This window comes from Roseateles sp. (assembly GCF_039595295.1).
Taxonomy (GTDB): Bacteria; Pseudomonadota; Gammaproteobacteria; order Burkholderiales; family Burkholderiaceae_C; genus Roseateles.
In genome coordinates this window covers 27,916-43,376 of sequence record NZ_JBCNLU010000004.1, presented here as the reverse complement: position 1 = coordinate 43,376, position 15,461 = coordinate 27,916, and the positions used below count along the sequence as shown (strand labels likewise).

At 68.0% G+C, this 15,461-nt stretch carries 16 protein-coding genes; 8 read left to right on the top strand and 8 right to left on the bottom strand.

What is annotated here, in order from left to right:
- Nucleotides 1-139: 139 nt before the first annotated feature.
- Entirely contained in the window at nucleotides 140-1,582 is a 1,443-nt protein-coding gene (locus ABDW59_RS04500) for a PLP-dependent aminotransferase family protein (RefSeq protein WP_343628295.1), read from the bottom strand.
- 226 nt (nucleotides 1,583-1,808) lie between these two features.
- Here ABDW59_RS04500 and ABDW59_RS04495 point away from each other — a divergent pair, with 226 nt between their 5' ends.
- Nucleotides 1,809-2,270 carry a carboxymuconolactone decarboxylase family protein gene (locus tag ABDW59_RS04495; protein ID WP_343628294.1) on the top strand — a complete coding sequence of 154 codons (462 nt, stop codon included), beginning with the start codon at nucleotides 1,809-1,811 and terminating at the stop codon, nucleotides 2,268-2,270.
- A gap of 340 nt (nucleotides 2,271-2,610) precedes the next feature.
- Here the strand turns inward: ABDW59_RS04495 and ABDW59_RS04490 are convergent, their stop codons facing one another.
- Nucleotides 2,611-3,129 (bottom strand): pyridoxamine 5'-phosphate oxidase family protein, encoded by a 519-nt coding sequence (locus ABDW59_RS04490; RefSeq protein WP_343628293.1) that lies wholly within the window; start codon nucleotides 3,127-3,129, stop codon nucleotides 2,611-2,613.
- A gap of 214 nt (nucleotides 3,130-3,343) precedes the next feature.
- On the opposite strand from ABDW59_RS04490, the gene ABDW59_RS04485 reads away from it, so the two are divergent.
- Complete coding sequence (locus ABDW59_RS04485; RefSeq protein WP_343628292.1) at nucleotides 3,344-4,780, top strand: EAL domain-containing protein; 1,437 nt, start codon at nucleotides 3,344-3,346, stop codon at nucleotides 4,778-4,780.
- Nucleotides 4,777-5,310, top strand: coding sequence for a GAF domain-containing protein (locus tag ABDW59_RS04480; RefSeq protein ID WP_343628290.1), 534 nt, complete (start codon nucleotides 4,777-4,779; stop codon nucleotides 5,308-5,310). The genes ABDW59_RS04485 and ABDW59_RS04480 overlap by 4 nt, the downstream gene beginning before the upstream one ends.
- 68 nt (nucleotides 5,311-5,378) lie before the next feature.
- Here ABDW59_RS04480 and ABDW59_RS04475 read toward each other — a convergent pair whose 3' ends face one another.
- The 4 genes from ABDW59_RS04475 to ABDW59_RS04460 all read right to left on the bottom strand — a co-directional run bounded on the left by ABDW59_RS04475 (nucleotide 5,379) and on the right by ABDW59_RS04460 (nucleotide 8,017).
- Complete coding sequence (locus ABDW59_RS04475) at nucleotides 5,379-5,636, bottom strand: hypothetical protein (RefSeq protein WP_343628289.1); 258 nt, start codon at nucleotides 5,634-5,636, stop codon at nucleotides 5,379-5,381.
- A gap of 44 nt (nucleotides 5,637-5,680) precedes the next feature.
- A complete protein-coding gene (locus ABDW59_RS04470; protein ID WP_343628288.1) occupies nucleotides 5,681-6,109 on the bottom strand; it encodes an Hsp20/alpha crystallin family protein in 429 nt (142 codons plus the stop codon).
- 27 nt (nucleotides 6,110-6,136) lie between these two features.
- Entirely contained in the window at nucleotides 6,137-6,589 is a 453-nt protein-coding gene (locus tag ABDW59_RS04465; protein ID WP_343628286.1) for an Hsp20/alpha crystallin family protein, read from the bottom strand.
- Nucleotides 6,590-7,030: 441 nt separating this feature from the next.
- On the bottom strand, nucleotides 7,031-8,017 hold the full coding sequence (locus ABDW59_RS04460) for an SDR family oxidoreductase (protein ID WP_343628285.1): 987 nt from the start codon (nucleotides 8,015-8,017) through the stop codon (nucleotides 7,031-7,033).
- A gap of 95 nt (nucleotides 8,018-8,112) precedes the next feature.
- Here ABDW59_RS04460 and ABDW59_RS04455 point away from each other — a divergent pair, with 95 nt between their 5' ends.
- Nucleotides 8,113-8,571, top strand: a complete 459-nt coding sequence (locus tag ABDW59_RS04455; protein WP_343628283.1) for a YetF domain-containing protein — start codon at nucleotides 8,113-8,115, stop codon at nucleotides 8,569-8,571.
- On the opposite strand, the gene ABDW59_RS04450 is transcribed toward ABDW59_RS04455, so the two are convergent.
- Together ABDW59_RS04450 and ABDW59_RS04445 are read right to left on the bottom strand one after the other, a co-directional pair.
- Nucleotides 8,561-9,172 carry an isochorismatase family cysteine hydrolase gene (locus tag ABDW59_RS04450; RefSeq protein ID WP_343628282.1) on the bottom strand — a complete coding sequence of 204 codons (612 nt, stop codon included), beginning with the start codon at nucleotides 9,170-9,172 and terminating at the stop codon, nucleotides 8,561-8,563. The two genes, ABDW59_RS04455 and ABDW59_RS04450, sit on opposite strands and share 11 nt — an antisense overlap.
- 36 nt (nucleotides 9,173-9,208) lie before the next feature.
- Nucleotides 9,209-11,641, bottom strand: a complete 2,433-nt coding sequence (locus ABDW59_RS04445; protein ID WP_343628281.1) for a catalase — start codon at nucleotides 11,639-11,641, stop codon at nucleotides 9,209-9,211.
- A 262-nt stretch (nucleotides 11,642-11,903) separates the two neighbouring features.
- On the opposite strand from ABDW59_RS04445, the gene ABDW59_RS04440 reads away from it, so the two are divergent.
- The 4 genes from ABDW59_RS04440 to ABDW59_RS04425 all read left to right on the top strand — a co-directional run bounded on the left by ABDW59_RS04440 (nucleotide 11,904) and on the right by ABDW59_RS04425 (nucleotide 15,431).
- Nucleotides 11,904-13,073 (top strand): zinc-dependent alcohol dehydrogenase, encoded by a 1,170-nt coding sequence (locus tag ABDW59_RS04440; protein WP_343628280.1) that lies wholly within the window; start codon nucleotides 11,904-11,906, stop codon nucleotides 13,071-13,073.
- A complete protein-coding gene (locus ABDW59_RS04435; protein WP_343628279.1) occupies nucleotides 13,070-13,852 on the top strand; it encodes an SDR family NAD(P)-dependent oxidoreductase in 783 nt (260 codons plus the stop codon). Before ABDW59_RS04440 ends, ABDW59_RS04435 begins: the two co-directional genes overlap by 4 nt.
- Before the next feature lie 166 nt (nucleotides 13,853-14,018).
- Nucleotides 14,019-14,483 carry a hypothetical protein gene (locus ABDW59_RS04430; RefSeq protein ID WP_343628278.1) on the top strand — a complete coding sequence of 155 codons (465 nt, stop codon included), beginning with the start codon at nucleotides 14,019-14,021 and terminating at the stop codon, nucleotides 14,481-14,483.
- A gap of 144 nt (nucleotides 14,484-14,627) precedes the next feature.
- Nucleotides 14,628-15,431 carry an SDR family oxidoreductase gene (locus ABDW59_RS04425; RefSeq protein WP_343628277.1) on the top strand — a complete coding sequence of 268 codons (804 nt, stop codon included), beginning with the start codon at nucleotides 14,628-14,630 and terminating at the stop codon, nucleotides 15,429-15,431.
- Nucleotides 15,432-15,461 lie beyond the last annotated feature (30 nt).

The window sequence follows — 15,461 nt, the reverse complement described above, 5'->3', positions numbered from 1 at the left end:
CGTCGGTTCGTGCGTGAACGGCTGAGGCAGATCGGCGTAATTTTACTGTATATATGTACAGTTCATTGCTGCGATTGCGATTGGTCGCCGAGCAGGGATCGATCACGGGCGGGCTGTATGACCTGGGCTTGTTGAGGCCTTAGGCGCTCGGCGTCAAGCGTTGAGCGCCGATGGCGTCGATGGCGTCTCTCAGCCGCTCGCACGCCCTCGCGATCTGCGGGATCGGGGCAGTCGCCACGCTGAGCATCAACCCGGGCTGCGCCAGCTCGGGCCGCTGATACCAGACCGACAGCGGCGCCGGCGCGATGCCGAAGGGAAACAGCGCGCGCGCGAGCGACAGGTCGGAGGCGGCGGCGGGAGTTCTCACGAGGACGGCCAATGCCGCGGCGTGCGTCTTGAGTCCCAACCGGCGCAGGTGCGCGATGAGGTGCTCGCGCTGCGCGAGGTAGAGCCGCTTGGTGCGGCGCAGGTGGCGCAGGTAGTGGCCGTCGCGCATGAAGGCGGCGATCGCGAGCTGCGTCGCGGGACCGGGTGGAGGCGCCAGGCAGGCGGCGACTTCCGCCAGCTTCGGCAGCACCGCGGTCGGCGCGACGATGAAGCCCAGGCGCAATCGCGGATCGATGGTCTTGCTGAAGGAGCCGATGTGAAGGACGCGGCCGCGCGTGTCCAGTGAGGCCAGCGCGGGCGCGGCGCGGCCCTGCAGCTGGAGCTCGCTGAGGTAGTCGTCCTCGATGATCCAGGCGCCGGAGTCCGCGGCCCAAGCGAGCAGCTGGAGCCGGCGGCGGAGGGACATCGTCACGCCCAGCGGGGCTTGCTGTCCGGGTGTGACCACGGCGAGCGCGGCGTCGGGGGCGAGGCGCAGGGCCTCGTCGACGGTGAGGCCTTCTTCGTCCACGGGGATCGGCACGGTCTCCAGCCGGGCGAGGCTCAGCGCTTGTCGCGTGAAGAAGAACCCCGGTTCCTCCATCCAGGCGCGTCGGCCTTCGATGCCGAGGGCTCGAAGCACGATGCCGAGTCCGGCCGCGTAGCCGGCGGTGATCAGGATCTGGTCAGGGGAACACACGATGCCGCGTGAGACCGCCAGGTAGCCGGCGATCTCGCGGCGCAGGGCGAGCTCGCCGCGAGGGTCGGGGTACAGCGGTGAGCCGGTGGTTTCCGCGAAGAGGGAGCGTGCGCGTAGGCGCGTCATCAGCTTGGAGGGCAGGCTCTCCCGAGAGGGGATGCCGGGTTGGAACAGGCCTGGGCCGCAGGTGAGCTCGCGGTAGAGGGTGATGAAGGGACCGGGGTCGACGGGGGGCGGTGGGTGGACGGGTTTCCCGCTGGGCGTCGTCGGGCGGACGGCGACGCGGGTGCCCGCCGAGCGGGAGGCTTCGATCAGTTGGTCTGCGGCGAGCTTCTCGTAGGCGATGCGGACCGTGCCGCGGGATACGCCGAGCTGGGAGGAGAGGTCGATCCATGATGGGAGGCGCATGCCGGCGGTGAGGACGTCGCGCTCGATCGCGGTCGCGATGCCCCGGTGGATCTGGTCGGTCAGAGGGACCGGCGAGCTCTTGTCCAGGTGCAGGGCGATGGGCGGTGGCATCGTGGTACAGCAAGGATTGCGGTTTCTGGTGCTTTCGATTGGACCACGGTGAGGGAAGAATTGGCCTCAGAGCGACGAGAAGACCCTCTCCCCTACCCTCTCCCGCAAGCGGGAGAGGGGGTAACTCCAGCAGCGACACGCTCTTGCTTGCGGGAGATGGGCAAGGTCAGCGGCGATATCTGGTCATCGGTTGATCGGCCAATCATTCAATTCCTAGGAGCTCTTCATGACTCAACGACTCGATTACATGCAAGCCTCGCCTGCTGGCGTCAAAGCGCTTGGTGGTGTTTACGGCTATGTCTCGCAGTGCGGGCTAGCCCCGGCATTGGTCGAGCTGGTCTTCCTGCGCATCTCGCAGATCAACAACTGCGCGTACTGCCTGGACATGCACACGCGCGATCTGCTCAAGAAGGGCGTGCCCGTCGAGAAGCTCGCGCTGGTGCAGGCGTGGGAGGAAGCGGGTGTGCTCTTCGATGCACGCGAGCGTGCGGCGTTGGCGTGGGCGGAATCGGTGACGCGTGTCGCGGCGACGGGCGTTCCGGATGAAGACTTCGCGGCGGCGCGAGCGGTCTTCGATGAAAAGGAGCTGGCGGATTTGACGATCGCGATCGGGCTGATGAACGCCTACAACCGGTTGGCCATCAGCTTCCGCGCGGTGCCGCACGCGGTGGCTGTCGCGGCGCGCTGAGGCGAGGCGGCGCATCGAGTCGACGGAAGCGGTCGATGCGGGCGAAGTCCCCCCGGAGGGGGCGAGCGTCGGAAGCGCCGGGCATTGCCGGTTGAGCAGTGGGCGAGTCGAGCGGACGCGAGCGAGCGTGTAGAGAGAGGCTGGCCAGTCAGCAACAGAGTGGCGTGGTTGAAGGGCATCGTCGGAGGAGTCTCGGAGCGGAGTGACGAGCGACGAGTGCCAGGCAGCGGGTGTATATGAATGTCGGCCAAGCCGTTTTGGTTCCTTTGTCGGCTGACAAAGGGACTCGCCGGCCGGGGCGAGACCCGGCGGGCTCTCACGCGGTGAGGGGGACAGAAGATCAGCGATCCATCCTGACCTTCCCAGTCTCCCCGAGATCGGCGGGCGGTTTTCCGGTGACGGCGGACTTGGCCATGGCATAGAGCTGCATCAGCTTGGACGCTTTCACGTCCCAATAGCTGGCATGGCTGATCCGCACCTGGACGAGCGCCAGATCAGGATCGTCGACCCCTTGCGGGAACCACGCTTGCGCCGCCTTGCTCCAGAGCTCTTTGCGCTTGGCCCGATCCTCGCTGAGCGTGGCGGTCCCGGACACCGACACGTAGGTATCGTCGTCCCGATTCGCAAACGCCACATTGACCTGCGGCGAGGCCACCACGTCCTCGAAGGGGTCGCCGCTGCGCGACATGAAGAACCACAGCGATTCATCCTCATGAAGGTCTTGGTTCTGCAAGGTCATGGGTCGTGAATGCAGATGTCCATTGCTGTGTTGCGTGGTGAACAGCCCGATGCGGATGTCTTTGATGAGGCTCCAGAGTTTGGCGCGTCGTTCGGCGTCGGTGGCGGCGTGGTCGGTCATGGGGAACTCCTGGGTTGATGGCGAGGCTTCAGCAAGGGGCGCTCCCGCGTTCCCGCTCCGGGGCGCCTCCCGTGCCAATGATCCTCAAGCAACCGACGTTGCAGATGCTCGATGCCTCACTTGTCGCGAGAACGGCGAAACCCGCTTCCGGATCGCAGCCCCGTCATCTCGCCTCAGGACATCGACAGCGCCCTGGCAGCGATGAATCCATGGAATGGGCAGCGCCGAAGCGGTCGCCGCAGTCGTCAGCAAATGGCTTACGCGGGGAGCCGGCAATCGCGACTTCCAGGCAAGGCCCTCCCCTGCAAAACTCCGCTGCGAGAGCACCCGGCGGTCATGCCAAACCCGGGCGCCTCGCTCAGATTTCGGATCACGACTTCCGGCGTTTCGCGGCGCCTCGCGCTCCATGTCAGTTCTCGCCGAGCCCTCTGTCCCCTCACACGCCCCGGGCAATCTCACGCTGCACACAGCTTTCCAACCGGTCTTCTCCCTTACCCACGGACGACTGGTCGGACATGAGGCCCTGTTGCGCGCCCAAGACGTGCATGGCCGCCCGGTCCCGCCCAATGAGCTCTTCGCCTCGATCAGCGCTCCCGCAGCCTTGGCTGCATTGGATGCGCGCGCGGTCCGCCAGCATTTGGATGCCTACGTCACCGCGGGCAAGCGGGACGCCGTGGAGTGGCTGTTGATCAATCTCCACCCGATGACGCTGCTGCCGGACACCGGCGCGCTGGAGGACATCCTGCTCGCGATCGCGCACAGCGGCATCCGTCCCTCGCGCATCGTGGTCGAAGTGCTCGAGTCTCCGCTGTTCGCGGAGGACCGCGTCTACCCGGCCTTGGAGCGGCTGCGCGACCTGGGGTGCCTCATCGCGCTGGACGATTTCGGCGCGGGCCACTCCAACTTCGAGCGCATCTTCAATCTTCGTCCGCATCTGGTGAAGCTGGACCGTCGCGTGCTGCTGCGCGCCAAGTGCGACGCGAAGGCCAGGCGCATCCTGCAACGCATGGTGTCCCTGATACAGGAATGCGGCTCCTTGGTTCTGGTCGAGGGCGTCGAGACCCTAGCCGGCGCTCACGTGGCGCTCACTTGTGACGTGGACTTCGTCCAGGGGTACTACTTTGGCCGGCCGGCCGCCGAAGTTGTCCAGGTCGACGACGACCACCCGCCGATGCAGCAGGCCTGGGAGAGTTTCGACGAAGGACAGTCGCGCGCCGACGACCGCTGGCGCGAATCCATGGGCACGCATTGCGACGACCTGAAGGTGGCGAGCATCCAGCTCGCGGCGGGCGCATCGATGCAGACCGCTTGCGCCAGCTTCCTCGCCGCCGAGTCGGCCACCATGTGCTACCTGCTCGACGACCGGGGGCGCCAGGTCGGCGACATCGCATTTCGGGACGAGGGCCTGCGCCGGCGGCTGGCCGGCACCGAGCAGTTCGAGCCGTTGCGCGACTGCGCCGGCGCCCGCTGGTCGAGGCGCCAGTACTTTCGCCGCGCTGTCTCCTTCCCGGGGGCGGTTCAGCTCACGCGCCCCTACCTCACACTACAAGGCGGCTGGATGTGCCTGACCGCCTCCATCGCCTTCGAGATCCAGGATCGCCCCGTGATCCTGTGCGGCGATCTGCGCATCCATACGGCGGAGACCGCATGATCGCCCCGCCCTATCCGCAAGACGAGGCGCTGCGCTTGAACGTGCTGCGCCGATACAACCTGCTGTCGTGGGCGCACGACCCCTTCTTGGACGCCCTGGCCACCACTGTGGCGAGATCCTTCCGTGTGCCAATGGCCGCGGTGACGTTCATCGATGCAGAGAGCCAGTTCTTCAAGGCGCAGGTCGGCCTGCCCGTTCGCGCTACCCCACGAAGCTGCTCCTTCTGCGCCCACACCTTGTGGTGGCCAATGCCGCTGGTGGTTCTGGATGCATGGCAGGACGAGCGATTCAGCGACAACCCCCTGGTATCCGGAGCCCCCTCCATTCGCTTCTATGCGGGCATGCCAATCCATCTGAACGGCGTCTGTCTGGGCACGCTGTGCGTGCTCGACCATCGCCCATGGAGCGCTTTCGAAGACAACGAGCTGCGCTTTCTGCGTGGCGCGTCAATGGCGGTGGAGGAACGCCTGATTCAGCTGGCCCGAACGTCGGGCATGTCGCCGCCGCCATTCACTGCGTCCAATGGGTGAGCCACTCGCTTGATCCGTCGGCGAGTGAATCGCCCATTGGTGGCCGAAGCAATCATGCCGAAGCCAGACTACTCCTGCACGGCAACAACGGCCTCTGGCGGCAGTGCAAGACGGACGTCGGCCCCCGCGGCCAACGGCACATGGATGTCGGTGTCAGGACCATACGGGCCGACAAAGCGCAAGGCGTCGACGCCGGCGCGCAGCGCCACTTTCGGTCGGAGCCGATGCACGTGGTATTCGCCGGGGAGGATGGGCATGCGCTGCCCGGTGGCCGTGAAGCCGGCGAGCCGCGCACCAGGCGGCAGTTTGACGCGATAGCACTCCATGGCGCATCTCCACGGGACCAACGGAACCTCCGACTGGCCGCGCGTCAGCCCAACGACACCGCGATGCGCCGTGGCTGCACGTGGGGCTGCTTGGGGATGCGCAGCGTCAGCACACCGTCCTTGATCCCGGCCTCGATCCGCGACGTGTCCAGCTCACGGCTGAGCGTGAAGCTGCGGCGATAGCGAGGCACGTGGACCTCCGCCCACAGGCCGCGCATGCCCTCGGGGCCCTCGACAGCGGTGTCTCCTTCGATCACGAGCGTCTCGCCGTCGAGTCTCACATCCAGCTTCTCGCGGGACACGCCGGGCATGTCGGCCAACAGCGTGATGCCGATGCCATCCTCGATGATCTCCACGGCGGGCGCGGCGGCGGCACGCTCGCCCTGGCCGGCGCGGCTCGTCGGCGACGAAGCGGCCGCGGGCACGCCGGCCGCGTCGTTCCTGGAGACGGTCAGGTTGTTCTGATCAGACATGGCAACTCCTTTGCATCGTTCCTGGGGTCATTGCACGTTGATGCGCTGTGGGCGGGCGGCCTCGCGCAGGCCGACGCTCACGCGCAGCACGCCATCGCGATAACTGGCCTGGACGCTGGTGGTGTCGGCATCGTCCGGCAGCGCGACGGCCCGGCTGAACCGGCCATGCCAGCGTTCCGCCGCGTAGACCTGCACGCCTTGCCCGGCTTGGCGCTCCGTGGGCCGGCGCTCGCCCGAGAGGCGCAGCACGCCGCGCTCGACGGTCACGTCAATGCCCTGGGCATCCAGGCCGGGCGCGAAGGCATAGACCTCGATGGAACGCTCGGTCCGTCCGACGTTGATCGGCGGGAAGCTGCCGGCCGCCGCGGCGCGGATGCCATCCGGCGCGCCGCCCGGCGTCAGGGAACGCGACAGCGCCTGCTGCAACTGCGAGAGCTGCTCCAGCAGCGCTTGAGGTCGATACAGGGTGTTGTCGAACATGAAACCTCTCCTTTCCGTGGTCGATGAAACAGGACGACGCCGGAGCGCTTCCGTCGTCGGGATGAATCGTCAGGACATGCGCGGGCCCGCACGCTGCGTTGCAGCGCGCGCGGGGCGATCAGCGTGGCTGGTCGCGGCCCGGGGACGGCTTGGGCCGGGCGCCGGGATCGCGGGCGAAACAAGGGCTCGATGAGCGCTTGAATCGCCGCAGCGTCTCGCGGGCGAGCAGGTAGGCCTGAAGCTGCGACGGGGTCATCGGAAGCCGAGCCTGGCGCGGTGCGCGCTCCTCGCGAGCGCGGTGGGAAGGGTCTTGATGCGTGGCCATGATCCAGTTCCTCATCCGAATCGATTGGTGGCGAATCGACTCGGATTTAGGAGCTCGCTGGAGCGAGTTCAAGGCCCTCAAGGATTGGTAGAAACCCTTATGCTCAACCCGCAGGGTCAAGGGTCTCCGCGGCCTCCCGACATCCCGTACACCTGACCGGTCGCGTAACTGGACTCCTGCGAGGCGAGGAGCACGTACACGGCGGCGAGCTCTGCCGGCTGCCCGGCTCGTCCCATCGGCGTGTCGGCGCCGAACTTCTGAAGCTTCTCCTGCGTCTGTCCGCCGCAAACCTGCAGCGGTGTCCAGAACGGGCCCGGAGCGACCGCGTTGACGCGAATGCCGCGCGCGGCGAGCTGCTTCGCCAGCCCTTTCGTGAAGATCAGGATCGCTCCCTTGGTCGATGCGTAATCCAGCAGGTTCTCGCCCGGGTCGTACGAGTTCACCGAGGCAGTGTTGATGATGGCGCTCCCGGCCGCCAGGTGCGGGATCGCCGCCTTGCTCAGCCAGAACGGCGCATAGATGTTGGTCTTGAACGTCCAGTCGAACGCCTCGGTGGAGATATCGAGGATCGAGTCGTGACTCTGCTGCCGCGCGGCGTTGTTGACGAGGACATCCAGCCCTCCCAGCTCGCGCACGGCCGTTTCAACGAGCTGCTGGCAGAAGGCCTCGTCGCGAAGGTCGCCCGGTATCGCCACCGCCTTGCGACCGGCCTTGCGGATCAACTCGATCACCTCGCTCGCGTCGGGCTCCTCGGCGGGAAGGTAGTTGATGGCGACATCCGCCCCTTCGCGAGCGAAAGCGATGGCCGCGGCTCGTCCGATGCCGCTGTCTCCCCCGGTGATCAATGCTCGCCGCCCGCGAAGCCGGTCATGCCCCACGTAGGACGTCTCACCGTGGTCGGGGCGTGGGGTCATGTCCCGCGCCAGACCCGGCCACGGTTGTGATTGCTTCGGAAAGGCGATGTGATTGCTGGATGCCATGTTGAAACTCCTTGCGCCACCGTCGGCTGCGATGCTGCGCGGCAACACCGATGCCCGCTGATGCCGCTCGATCACCGGCACGGGGCTTGCCCGACGGGATGGGCAGCCGGTGTCGGCCGCCATGGCGGGCAAGCAGGCGGCGGCTCCGCCAGCTCGCGATTGGGAATGCGCCTTGCCGCCCGAACGGCTTTCGACCTCCACTTCCCTCTCCATCGCGGATGTTCGACCTTCAAGTCAATGCCTGGGAACTGCTGGCGCGAGCCGCGCTCATCTATATCGCGCTCTTCATCATGGTCCGCGTCTCCGGCAAACGGACCGTCGGCCAGTTCACGCCGTTCGACCTCCTCGTGGTCATGCTGCTGAGCGAGGCCGTCAGCAACGGACTCAGCGGCGGGGACGACTCGGTCGTCGGCGCGTGGATCCTGGCCGCGGCGCTGATCGCCATGAACGGCCTGCTGGGCTTCGTCAGCTCGCGCAGCAAGCGCCTGGAGCGGCTGCTCGAAGGCTGCCCGGTGCTGGTCGGCCGAGACGGCCGGTGGTTCCCCGAGGTGCTGAGTCGACACCGCCTGAGCCCCGCCGATGCGCAGAAGGCACTGCGCGAAGCCGATTGCGCGCTGCGGGACCTCAAGCTCGCCATCCTCGAGACCGACGGCAGCATCAGCATCGTCAAGAAGTAGCGTGTCGTTTCGCCGCGCGGTGATCGCGATTCGACGGCGTGATGCGCGCCTTCAGGTGCTCCCTCATCCATTGCAACGCAAGTTCCTTTTGCTGCGCGGACTCCGCCGCGGTGCAGTCGCTCGGCACCCACACCCGATGGCCACGCACGTAGGCGTCCATGGCCGTGCTCTGCACGCAGTAGTCCGCGGCCAGTCCGGTGATGACCAGTTGCCGCGCCCCCAGCTCGTCGAGCAGCAAAGCAAGAGGCGTCTGATAGAACCCCGAATGTCGCGGCTTGAGCACGAACAGGTCGCCGTCCTTGGGCGCCAGCAGGCGCGCCAGCTCAGCCGCCGCGCCGCCTGATCGGCGGCACTCCCGGATCAGGACCGACACGTCGGAGCACCACTCCCCGAAGTTGTCGTTGACATAGACCGCGGTCCACCCGTCGCCGCGACAGCGTTGCTTGAACGCCGCCGTCGCGCGGGCGGCCTCGACGGCCTGGGGCGCGATCGCCTCCGCGCCTTCGAAGCGCAAGGGATTGATGAAGTCGACGAGCAGCAGCACCCGGCGGGACCTGGAGAGCGTGGACGCGCGAACGCGCGCGCCGCGTGAAGGTGTCATGGCGATCGTCCGAAGTGTCGATGCGAGCGAGTGCGCTCACACCCGGGGCGGGTCGGTCTCCCGATCGAAGTGGCGAGGCCCGCCCAGGTCCGCGATCAGGGCGCGCACCCCCTCCTCCGCCGTCGTCGCCAAGTGGATCCCCGGCGCCGGCACCGGAGACAAGGCCGGACCGAGTCCGGCCGCCTCCAGAAGCCGCACGCCCTGCCCCAGCGCCAGGATGGGCTTGCAGTGGCGGAACTGGTCGCGGATGAACTCGAAGACGTGGGCGTCACGATGCAGTGCGTCGATCGCCTCGTCGCCGTCGGGCAGCGCCAGCGCGTCGAAGAGGAAGCCCGGCTCGTTTTCCAGCGATACGTCGGCCTGGATTGCCACGCCGTCCGAGGTCGCCACGGGACCGATGCGTGTCGCGGCGTAGCGCGGCACCGCGCCTTGCTCGAACAGCGATGCATGCACGGTGGACACCGTCTGACCGGCCACGCCATCCGCCACCAGGATCACCACCTTGCGCCCCGCGATCGAGCCGTCGCCCGGTCGTGCGGTGAGCGACAAGGCCGGGGACGTCCGGACCTCCGGCTTGGGCGGTTTGCCGATGGCCAGCGGCATCGGCTCGGGCAGCGGCATGTTCAGCCCCTCGGCCACGCGGGCCGCGAGTTCCTCCGACGCGTTGCGGAGAGAGGCCACCATCCGCTCGCGGATCGCCGGCACGGTCACCTTGCTCAGCTCGAAGCGGAAGGCGGCCGCGATGTGCGCCTGCTCCGGCGGGGTCTGGCTCTCGTAGAACAGACGCGCTTGGTTGTAGTGCTCGGCGAAGAGCTCCGGCTTGGCGCGGACCTTGGCCTGATCCTCGCGCGCCTGCAGCCGCGCCGCCACCGAGGTGAAGCCCTGCGCCGCCCCGGCCTGGAACGGGCAGCCCCCGCCCAGGGAGTTGGGCTCATAGGCCACGCGCCCGCGATGAATCGCCTGCCGATGCATGCCGTCACGCTGGTTGTTGTGAACGGGCGCAATGGGCGAGTTGATCGGGATCTCGTGGAAGTTGGGACCGCCCAGCCGGCTGATCTGCGTGTCCACGTAGGAATGAATGCGGCCCGCGAGCAGCGGATCGTTCGAGAAGTCCAGCCCCGGGATGATGTTGGCCGTGCAGAACGCGACCTGCTCGGTCTCCGCGAAGAAGTTGTCCGGGTTGCGGTCCAGCACCAGGCGGCCGACCGGCCGCACCGGCACCAGCTCCTCGGGAACGATCTTGGTCGCGTCCAGGACGTCGAAGCTGAACCTGGCCGCCTCCTCCTCGGTGAAGACCTGCAAGCCCAGCTCGTACTCGGGGAAGGCGCCGCTCTCGATGCGCTCCCACAGGTCGCGGCGGTGGAAGTCCGGATCGGCGCCGGAGATCTTCACCGCCTCGTCCCATACCAGCGAGTGCGTGCCGGCCTTGGGCGACCAGTGGAACTTCACGAAGACCGACTCTCCGGCCTCGTTGACCATCCGGTAGGTGTGGACGCCGAAGCCCTGCATGGTCGCGTACGAGCGAGGGATCGCGCGATCGCTCATGACCCACATCAGCATGTGCGTGGACTCGGGCATCAGCGACACGAAGTCCCAGAAGGTGTCGTGCGCGCTGGCGGCCTGCGGCATGCCGTGATGCGGCTCGGGCTTGACCGCATGGACCAGGTCCGGGAACTTCATCGCGTCCTGGATGAAGAACACGGGCATGTTGTTCCCGACCAGATCCCAATTGCCCTCGTCCGTGTAGAACTTGACGGCAAATCCGCGCACGTCCCGCGCGGTGTCCTTGCTGCCGCGCTCGCCCGCGACGGTGGAGAAGCGCACGAACACTGGCGTGCGCTTGCCCGCCTCGCGGAACGGCGCGGCTTTGGTGAGGGCGGGCAGCGCCTCGTAGGCCTCGAAGTAACCATGCGCCGCCGATCCGCGCGCATGCACGATGCGCTCGGGGATGCGCTCGTGGTCGAAGTGGGTCAGCTTGTCGCGGAGGATGAAGTCCTCCAGCAGCACCGGGCCGCGCGTGCCGGCCTTGAGCGAGTTCTGGTTGTCGGCGATGCGCACGCCCTGGTTGGTCGTCAGCGGCTGCCCCAAGGAGTCGACGCGAACCCGGTCCAGGGACGAGATGGTGGCGTTTCGGCCCTCGGGCGCCTGCGTGCCGGTCTTGTCGTTGGTTTGCGATTCGGAGAGTGTGCTGGCCGTGGGGAGGCGCGAGGGGAAACTCGCGGTCGCGCCGGGGGGCGGGTTCAGGCCGTTGGCGGCGCCGTGCTCGGCCGCCTTGGTCGCGTTGAACGCGAGCGACTGCGCAGCCGACTCGGTCTGCACCGCTTTCTGGAGCGCGGGATCCTCGTCGCCGTCGACAGCCCCTTGAGCGGGCCCGCTGTCGGTGTTGCGCGCGGCGGCCTTGGCGGCGGTGGTCGCGCTCGTGCGTGATGCCTTGGCAGGAGCGGCAGGGGCGGAGGGCTTCTTGGCCATGGGGTCCTCGTTGGTCGATGAAGGGAAGGTCCAGGGGCTGCGTAGCAGGCGACGCTCCCGGGGTCCTCGAAGACCCTCTCCCCTGCCCTCTCCCGCAAGCGGGAGAGGGAGTCGCAAGGCTCGTGGTCCGCCTCTGCGTGCGGAATCCCAGTGGGCATCGGACTTGCCCGTCTTCGTTCCATCGATCGCCCTGTGGCGACTTCTCCGTCGATGCCTGCTGCGCCTGCGCTGTCGACGCCATCTCCCTCACCGAGGAACTCCCATGCTGGCCCTGACTTATCACGGCGCGCACGACGTGCGCGTCGAGACCGTGCCCGACCCGGTGCTCGCGGCGGACGACGACCTGATCCTGCGCGTGACCGCGACCGCGATCTGCGGCTCCGACCTGCACATCTACCGCGGCAAGATCCCCGACATGAAGGACGGGGACATCCTCGGCCACGAGTTCATGGGCGTCGTCGAGGACGTCGGCCCCGGCGTCACCCGTGTACGGCGCGGCGATCGGGTCGTCGTGCCCTTCACCATTTCCTGCGGTGACTGCTTCTTCTGCGGCCGCAAGCTCTTCGCGGCCTGCGAGACCACGAATACCGGCCGCGGCGCGATTCTCAACAAGAAGGACCTTCGGCCCGGCGCGGGCCTGTTCGGCTACAGCCATCTGTACGGCGGCTATCCGGGCGGCCAGGCGCAGTACGTGCGCGTGCCCAAGGCCAATGTCGGACCGCTGGTCATTCCCGACACGGGGCTGGCGGACGAGCAGGTCCTGTTTCTGTCGGACATCCTGCCCACCGGCTACCAGGCGGCGCTCAACGCGCAGGTGACGGCCGGTTCGACGATCGCGATCTTCGGCGCCGGACCGGTCGGATTGATGGCCGCGGCCAGCGCCCGTCTGCTGGGCGCCGAGCGCATCTTCATGGTCGACCATCACCCGTATCGCCTGGCCTTCGCCCAGCAGGCCTACGGCGTGCTGCCGATCGACTTCGACCGCGTCGACGATCCGGCGCAGTTCATCATCGAGCAGACCGACCACCGCGGCGTGGATGCCTCGATCGATGCCGTGGGTTTCGAGGCCAAGGGCAGCACGGTGGAGACCGTGCTGGCGACGCTGAAGCTGGAGGGCTCGGCCGGCACCTCGCTGCGTTGGGCGATCGCCGCCACGCGGCGTGGCGGGGTGGTCAGCGTGCCCGGCGTGTACGCGGGCTTCATCCACGGCTTCCTGTTCGGCGACGCCTTCGAGAAGGGCCTGAGCTTCGCCAGCGGCCAGACGCATGCGCAGCGCTTCATGCCCGAGCTGCTCGAGCAGATCGCGCTGGGCCGGCTCAAGCCGGAAACCATCATTTCGCACCGCCTGCCGCTGACCGAGGCGGCGCGCGGCTATGAGGTCTTCAACAAGAAGGAGGAGGATTGCCGCAAGGTCGTCCTCACGACGTCATGACCACCCACACTGCTCAACGGCTCGCCATCGTCACCGGTGCGTCCAGCGGCATCGGCCGCGAGCTCGCGCTCGAAGCCGCCCGCCATGGCTACGACCTGCTGCTGGCCGCCGATCGGCCGCTCGACGACACGGCCGAGGCGGCCCGCGCGCTGGACGCACAGGTCGAAACAGTCCAGGTCGACCTCGCCACGGCGCAGGGCGTCGATCAGCTGGAGGCCGCCATCGCCGGCCGCGGCGTCGCCGCGCTGCTCGCCAACGCGGGCCACGGCCTGGGACATGCGTTTCTCGATCAGGACTTCGGCGCGGTCCGTCACGTCATCGATACCAACATTACCGGGACGCTGGACCTGATCCAGCGCGTGGGTCGCGACATGAGGGCGCGTCGCGGCGGGAAGATCCTGATCACCGGCTCCATCGCCGGGTTGATGCCGGGGAGCTTCCAGGCGGTCTACAACGGGAGCAAGGCGTTCATCGACTCCTTCGCGTATGCGCTGCGCAATGAGCTCAAGGACACGGAGATCACGGTCACCGTGCTGATGCCGGGGCCGACGGACACGGAGTTCTTCGAGCGCGCGGAGCTGACGGACACCAAGGTCGGCGCGGGGGAGAAGCAGCCGCCGGAGGAAGTGGCCAAGACCGGCTTCGAGGCGATGGTCGACGGCGAGAGCGCGGTGGTCGCGGGATGGAAGAACAAGGTCCAGGCGCTGCTCGCGAACGTCACGCCGGCGGAGGTGCTGGCGGAGCAGCATCGCAAGACCGCCGAACCCGGGAGCGCGTGAGGCTTGCGCGCACCGCCTTCCTGCGCCCTCGCCCGCTTGCGGGAGCGGGCGGGGGAGAGGGTCTTCGAGCTGATCGCAGTCCTCGCAGGTACATGCCTTGCTGCTTGGACCCATCGCGCGTCCGTTCCGACCGACGCCCCGTCATTCCTCCGATCCGGGACACCCCATGAGCAGCCGCTTCGTCACTGACTCCCTCGCCCGGGCCGCGATCGACGCGATCGCCCCGTCGATCCTCACGCAACTCGCCGCGCCCGAAGTCAGCGGACTCGGCGTACTTCACCTCGTGGTGCTCGACCCCGCCGTCGCCTGGGGCGACGGCGTCCCGCAGCCGCGCATCCTGCATGAGCAATCGATCGGCGATCGCGCCAAGTGGGACGTCGACTACGCCGACTACGCCCGCCGCAAAGCCTGGCTGTCCTGGCGCCACCGCATGGACAGCCGCCGCCTGCAGTTGCTCGAGCCGCATCGCCTCGTCGGCGACGACGCGCTGCTCTGGGGTGGCGTTCACCTGGACGGTCTGGTCGTCGCCGCCAGCGGCGCCTTCCCGATCTGGGACGAGTGCTTCTCGCTGATGACCGCCGCGCAGATCCGCGCGCGCGTCTGGGAGGCCGCAGACCGGGCGTCCCGCTGAGCGGGGCATCGCCCCGCCGCCGCACGTCGCGCCGTCCTGCCCCCCTCCCTACCCTCCCCGTTCCACTCGGACGCTCAAGCCCGTGGCCACCGCGTCCGCCCCCTTTCACCGCCCTCTCACCGCTCATCCTCCTGGAGTTCACCCATGATCCACACCCCCATCGCCGCAGACTCGGCCGACCAGCCTACCCAGCCGGGTTCCTTCGCTGAATCGGCGGACACGCCCTCGCTGCAAGGTCAGGTCGCGCTGATCACCGGCGGCAGCCGCGGACTGGGCGCCGCTATCGCGCAGGTGCTGGGCGAAGCGGGCATGCGGGTCGTGCTGGCCGACATCGACCTGGAACGCGCCAAGGACCGCGCCGCCATCCTGGGCGAACTCGACATCCAGGCCGTACCGGTGTCGCTGGACGTCTCCGACCCGCGACAGTGCCAGGAAGTCGTCGCCGCGGTGGCGCGCGACTTCGGCCGGCTGGACGTGCTGATCAACAACGCCGCCGTCGACGTCACCGCGCCGCTGAGCGAGCTGGCCGTCGAGGATTGGCAGCGCGTGCTGGCCACCAACCTGTCGGGGCCGCTGCTGATGGCCAAGTTCGCCTCGGCGCGGATGCTGGACCAGCCCGGCGGCGGCCACATCGTCAACATCGCCTCCACCGCCTCCAAGCGCGCCTGGCCCAACGCCAGCGCCTATCACGCGACCAAATGGGGTCTGCTGGGTCTGTCCCACGCGCTGCATGCCGAACTGCGGGAACGCAAGGTCCGTGTCTCCGCCGTGGTGGCGGGCGGCATGAAGACGCCCTTCCTGCTCGACCGCTTCCCCGGCATCGACGAGACCAAGCTGCAGGAGCCGATCAACGTCGCGCGCGCGGTGCGCTGGGTCCTGCAGCAGCCCGAGGGCACCGTGGTGCCGGAAGTGACCGTCTTGCCGACACAGGAGACCTCGTGGCCTTGAGCGCAGCGCCGCCGCCGCAGTCCCCGCAAC